The sequence below is a fragment of the Flavobacterium sp. genome (genome assembly GCF_029945805.1).
Taxonomy (GTDB): Bacteria; Bacteroidota; Bacteroidia; order Flavobacteriales; family Flavobacteriaceae; genus Flavobacterium.
In genome coordinates this window covers 69271-75597 of the sequence record NZ_JAQSDH010000011.1, presented here as the reverse complement: position 1 = coordinate 75597, position 6327 = coordinate 69271, and the positions used below count along the sequence as shown (strand labels likewise).

Genomic DNA, 6327 nt, shown 5'->3' with positions numbered 1-6327 from the left:
TTGCTGTTCACTGGATTTTAAGTCCAGCGTGTCTACCAATTTCACCATCCGAGCAGAATGATATTTTTGAGCGAAAAACGGGGCTCGAACCCGCGACCTCGACCTTGGCAAGGTCGCGCTCTACCAACTGAGCTATTTTCGCATTCTCAATATTTACTAGAGCCACACCACTTATACCGTAATGCGGTTGCAAATGTACTATTTAAATTGAATATTGCAAACGTTTTTTTTGAAAAAAAATCAGTAAACCCATAAACCATTGATAAACACAATTTATGTATTAAATTTATTTTTTCTGTAGCATTCTTTTTAACTCATTTAACTTCATTAATGCTTCAATTGGCGTCAAAGTATTGATGTCTAAATTCATTATGTCTTCTCTTATTTCTTCCAATAATGGATCGTCTAGATTGAAAATATTCAACTGCATTTCATCTTTAGCAGATTTAATTCCGTTAAGTGATTCGCTGGAGTGGTTTTTTTCTAATTTCTTTAAAAGTTTTTGCGCCTTTTGGATTACGGTTTGTGGCATTCCCGCCATTTTAGCAACATGGATTCCAAAGCTATGCGCACTTCCTCCCGAAACCAATTTTCTAATAAAAAGTACAGTATCTTTTAATTCTTTTACAGAAACGTTATAATTTTTGATTCTCGGAAGCAATTCCGACATTTCATTTAACTCGTGATAATGCGTAGCAAATAAGGTTTTTGCCCTTGCCGGATTTTCATGTAGAAATTCAGCAATTGCCCACGCAATTGAAATTCCGTCATACGTACTTGTACCGCGACCGATTTCATCTAATAAAACTAAACTTCTATCGGAAAGATTATTTAAAATGGAAGCGGTTTCGTTCATCTCTACCATAAAAGTAGATTCACCCATTGAAATATTATCGCTGGCTCCTACTCGAGTAAAAATTTTATCGACAATTCCCATTCTGACTTTTTCTGCCGGAACAAAACTTCCCATTTGAGCTAATAAAACAATCAACGCTGTTTGTCTTAAAATCGCCGACTTACCAGACATATTTGGCCCCGTTATCATGATGATTTGTTGAGATTCTCTATCAAGATAAACATCATTCGGAACATAAGGAACACCAACGGGTAATTGCTTTTCAATAACGGGATGACGACCATTAATAATTTCTAAATCGAATGTGTCGTCTAGTATTGGACACGCGTAATTGTTTTCGATGGCTAATTGCGCAAAAGAAATTAAACAATCCAATTGCGCTACTAAAGTAGCATTGAGTTGTACTTGTTTAATATAAGTAGAAATCCAGCTGATTAATTGTTCAAACAATTGACCTTCTATTTGATGGATTTTTTCTTCAGCACCCAATATTTTGCTTTCATATTCTTTTAGTTCTTCTGTAATATATCTTTCGGCATTGACCAAAGTCTGCTTTCTAATCCATTCGCTCGGAACTTTATCTTTATGTGTGTTTCGCACTTCAATATAATATCCAAAAACATTATTAAATGAAATTTTTAGCGATGAGATTCCAGTAAGCTCTGATTCCCGTTTTTCAATTCCTTCTAAATATTCTTTTCCCGAGAAGGCAATATTTCTTAATTCATCTAATTCGGCATGAATTCCACTAGCAATTGCATTTCCTTTGGCAATAGCTACGGGCGCATCTTGATTTAAAGTAGTTTTTATCTTTTCGCGGAGTAAATCACACGCATGCAAACTGTCTCCAATGATGCGAACCGCTTCCTGCTTACTTTCTAAAGCAATTGTTTTTATCGGAATGATAGCATCAAGAGATTCTTTCAAATAAATTACTTCACGTGGAGAAATTTTCCCTGTAGCTACTTTGGAAATCAAACGCTCCAAATCGGAAATTTGCTTGATCTGATATTGTATTTTCTGAAAAACCGCCTCATTGTCTTTTAAATAAGAAACTACTTCATGACGGCTTCTTATTTTATGAATATCTTTCAAAGGCAGAGCCAACCAACGTTTCAACAAACGCGAACCCATCGGCGAAAGCGTCTTGTCAATTACATCCAAAAGCGTAACTGCATTTTGGGAATGACTGTGATACAATTCTAAATTACGGATGGTGAATCGGTCCATCCAAACATAAGCATCTTCAGCAATGCGTTGAATATTGGCGATATGCTGAACTCTGTTATGTTGTGTTTCTGATAAATAATATAAGATCGCGCCTGACGCAATAATCCCATCCGGCAATTCATCAATCCCAAAACCTTTTAAAGAAGTGGTTTGAAAATGATTATTCAAAGTTTCTATGGCATAATCTTCTTTATAAATCCAATCTTCTAAATAAAAGACATTGAATTTTTCTCCGAAGATTTCCTTAAACTGGCTCTTATTATTCTTTGGCACCAAAATCTCACTCGGACTAAAATTTTGCAACAACTTATCAATGTATTCTTCATTTCCTTGCGACGTGAGGAATTCACCAGTAGAAACATCAAGAAAAGCAACACCTAATTGCCTTTTGCTAAAATATACTGACGCTAGAAAATTATTTGATCTCGATTGTAAAACTTCATCATTCATTGAAACTCCTGGAGTAACCAACTCGGTCACGCCACGCTTCACAATAGTCTTGGTCATTTTAGGATCTTCCAATTGATCACAAATTGCAACCCGAAGTCCCGCTTTTACCAACTTTGGCAAATAGGTATTTATGGAATGATGCGGAAATCCTGCCAAAGCCGTTTCTGTTTCAGAGCCAGCACCACGTTTTGTTAAAGTAATACCCAGAATTTTAGAAGCACGGACTGCATCATCTCCAAAAGTTTCATAAAAGTCTCCAACTCTAAACAACAAACAGGCATCGGGATATTTTCTTTTTATCTCGTTATACTGCTTCATTAAAGGAGTTTCCTTTGCTTGATTTTCTTTGGATACCAATGGTTTCAGAATTAATTAAGTGAAAGCGAATTTAAATATTTTAGACTGATTAAGCCATCTTTAAAAAAATTAATTTAACCTTAAGACAAAAAAAAACACTGCATTTCAAATTTTGAATAGATTTGTCATCTGAAACTTAAATACTATATAAAAATGAAAAGAATTATTTTATTAGCTGCAATTACTATGTTTAGTGTTGCAACTACCAATGCACAAGCAAAGAAAGCGATTAAGAAGGCTGATACTGCAACAAAATCAGAAACTCCAAAAGTAGACGGAGTTGGAATGGTTTTCGAAAATGAAACTATCGATTACGGAACAATTGCTCACAATGCGGATGGAAAAAGAGAGTTCGTATTTGTTAACAACGGAAGCAAACCATTAACTATTGAAAGTACTCAAGGTTCATGTGGTTGTACTGTGCCTTCTAAACCAGAAGCAGCAATTGCACCAGGAGCAAAAGGAGTTATTGGAGTAAAATATGCTACTGACAGAGTTGGTGCATTCACAAAAACGATTACTGTAAAATCAAATGCTACAGGTCAAGAAACTAAAGTTCTTACTATAAAAGGAACAGTTTTACCAGATGCTCCAGCTGAAGGAGCAGCTACGGTAAAAAGCTAATTTCACTTAATTATATTTCAAAAAAGTCTCGATTCGTCGGGACTTTTTTTTTGAATATCTTTGCCCTCCGATCCAAAGTCGGAATTTAAAATAAAAAATATGCGCAAGCTCGATAATAAAGAATTGGACAGAAAATCAATTGAAGATTTTAAAGAAGCTAAAAAAACGCCTTTACTAATTATACTTGACGATATCCGAAGTTTACATAACATAGGTTCTGTATTTAGAACATCCGATGCTTTTCTCATTGAAAAAATATACTTGTGTGGTATTACTGCTATTCCACCAAACAAGGAAATTCACAAAACGGCATTGGGCGCAACGGACACTGTGAATTGGGAATATCAAAAAGATGTTTTATCCGTAATTGAAAATTTAAAAAAAGATGATGTTGCTGTTTTCGCAATTGAACAAGTAGAAAATTCAATATTCCTTCAGGATTTTAAAATAGAAAAAAATAAAAAATACGCTTTAGTTTTTGGCAACGAAGTTTATGGTGTTTCGCAAAAAGCAATTGAAATCTGCGACGGCACCATTGAAATTCCGCAATTGGGAACTAAACATTCCCTCAACATTTCGGTTAGTATGGGCATTGTGGTCTGGGATTTGTTTAAAAAGATGTTGAGTTAATTTATACAGTTTTTTATATTTTTTTAAGATTGTCGTATTTTATTTTATCTATTTTTATGAAATGAAAATAATGTCCCAAAACATTTCATTTTTTATTTTTCTGCTATTACTTTTCCAGACTTCTTTGGGAAAAGCATACGCATTCAAAATTCTACAAACCAATCCCACAACCAATACCGCACCAATTTTATCGGCAACAGGCAATCAAATATACTGTCCCGGGAGTTCTGTAAAAATTGTTACCAATATGACAATTACCGATCCCGATGATACCGGAATTGACGCTATTTATATTCAGATTTCTTCTGGATTTGTTTTTGGTGAAGATGTACTGACTCCCACAGGAGTTCATCCAACTATAGTTTCGAGTTGGAATGCTACTACAGCAACTTTAAAGTTGAGCGGCGTTTCAACACAGCCCACATACATCGATCTTATCGCGGCAATTGAAGACGTTGAATTTTCATCTTCGTCTGTAAATCCAACTGGCACAAGAAATTTTTCGATTTCTGTTGGGCAGGCAAATTACCTTCCTTCAAATGGTCATTATTATTTATACATTCCTAATCTCGGAATTAAATGGTCTGATTCCAGAGTTGCGGCTCAAAATACTACTTATTACGGATTACAAGGTTACTTAGCTACAATTATCTCTGCAGAAGAAGCGCAGATCGCAGGAGAACAAACTACAGGAGCGGGTTGGATTGGAGGTAGCGATGAAGCCACGGAAGGCACTTGGAAATGGATGACTGGCCCTGAAGTTGGACTTACTTTTTGGCAAGGTAATTTCACTGGGTTTACTACAAATTATGCTTTTTGGAATACTAGCGAACCTAATAATCAAGGAAACGAAAATTACGCTCATATTACTGCTCCTGGCGTTGGAATTTTAGGATCTTGGAATGATTTGTCAGACACGGGAGCACTGAGTGGTGATTATCAGCCTAAGGGTTATATTGTAGAATATGGTGGCATGCCTGGCGATCCTGTTTTGCAAATTTCTACTAGTACTTCACTAACTATTGCTTCATTGACTTCTAATTCGGGTGCCATCCGTTGCGGATCGGGAACTGTGACTTTACAAGCAGTTTCTAATACGGGAATAGTTCATTGGTATGATACTGCAACTGGAGGTGCATCACTTTTTACTGGAAATAGTTTTACTACACCAACAATTGGCGCGACAACTATATATTATGCTGCTGCAAATGTTGCTGGTTGTCTCGACACTTCTAGAATTCCGGTTACAGCATCGGTAACGCCCAAACCAGTATTAACTAGCGCTTCTCCTTACTATATGTGCGAAGAGGCGTATACTGTAGTTGACGTGCAGACTTCGTTAGGATTAATGTTTTGGTATGATACGCCAACAAGTACTAATCCGATATTTTTAGGAACCAATTTTGTCGTTCCGAATATCCATCAGAACACTGTTTATTATGCTGAATCCAATTATAATAATTGCCTTTCTGACAGAATTTCAATTACTATAAATGTTTATAATACTCCAGATTTAACTGATGAAGTTTTGGTGTTGTGTGAAGGCGATATAACTCAATTAGATGCCGGAAACCCCGGAATGATATACGCTTGGTCAACTGGCGCAACAACTCAGACTATCCAATCCAATGGATTAGCTACTTATTCTGTAGTGGTTACAACTCCTGCTCCGGAAAGTTGCTCTAAAACAAAAAATTTCAGCATAACCTATCTTTCGCAACCGATAATTTCAACTATTGACGTTCAAGGCTTGGTCGTAACCATTAATACAACTGTACAAAGTCCCGATTTTGAATATTCAATTGACGGACAAAATTTTCAATCTTCAAATGTGTTTACAGTTATTGATGGTGGAAATTATATTGCTTATGTTAGAGAAACCAATCAATGTGGTTCAGACCAAGAAGCTTTCGTCGTAATTGCTTATCCCGAATTTTTCACTCCAAATGGTGATAACGTTAATGACAATTGGTATATAAAAGGCGCTAACAATTTTCCAACTGCTGAAATAGCTGTTTTTGATAGATTTGGTAAATTGATTACCGTTTTAAATACAACCAATCTATTTTGGGATGGAACATTGAATGGTAAAAAATTACCTGCGGATGATTATTGGTTTATCGCAAAAATCAATGATACTTTTCCAGAAACTAAAGGCCACTTCTCGTTGATCCGATAAT

The 6327-nt window shown here is 35.8% G+C and carries 4 protein-coding genes and 1 tRNA gene; 3 read left to right on the top strand and 2 right to left on the bottom strand.

The genetic code is table 11. The annotated features are described in order from the left end of the window. Positions 1–69 precede the first annotated feature (69 nt). A tRNA-Gly gene (locus tag PSU83_RS02755) sits at positions 70–142 on the bottom strand. Positions 143–286: 144 nt separating this feature from the next. Beyond that, a complete protein-coding gene (mutS, locus tag PSU83_RS02750; RefSeq protein WP_300586448.1) occupies positions 287–2893 on the bottom strand; it encodes a DNA mismatch repair protein MutS in 2607 nt (868 codons plus the stop codon). A 153-nt stretch (positions 2894–3046) separates the two neighbouring features. Here mutS and PSU83_RS02745 point away from each other — a divergent pair, with 153 nt between their 5' ends. From PSU83_RS02745 to PSU83_RS02735, 3 genes are all read left to right on the top strand, one after another. Further along, positions 3047–3517, top strand: a complete 471-nt coding sequence (locus PSU83_RS02745; protein WP_300586446.1) for a DUF1573 domain-containing protein — start codon at positions 3047–3049, stop codon at positions 3515–3517. Between the two features lie 99 nt (positions 3518–3616). Then, entirely contained in the window at positions 3617–4147 is a 531-nt protein-coding gene (locus PSU83_RS02740; RefSeq protein ID WP_300586443.1) for an RNA methyltransferase, read from the top strand. 70 nt (positions 4148–4217) lie between these two features. Then, on the top strand, positions 4218–6326 hold the full coding sequence (locus PSU83_RS02735; protein WP_300586441.1) for a T9SS type B sorting domain-containing protein: 2109 nt from the start codon (positions 4218–4220) through the stop codon (positions 6324–6326). Position 6327: the final 1 nt, after the last annotated feature.

Coding starts and splice junctions, on each gene's coding strand:
- PSU83_RS02745 (WP_300586446.1), top strand. CDS start 3,047: ATGAAAAGAATTATTTTATTAGCTGCAATTACTATGTTTAGTGTTGCA.
- PSU83_RS02740 (WP_300586443.1), top strand. CDS start 3,617: ATGCGCAAGCTCGATAATAAAGAATTGGACAGAAAATCAATTGAAGAT.
- PSU83_RS02735 (WP_300586441.1), top strand. CDS start 4,218: ATGTCCCAAAACATTTCATTTTTTATTTTTCTGCTATTACTTTTCCAG.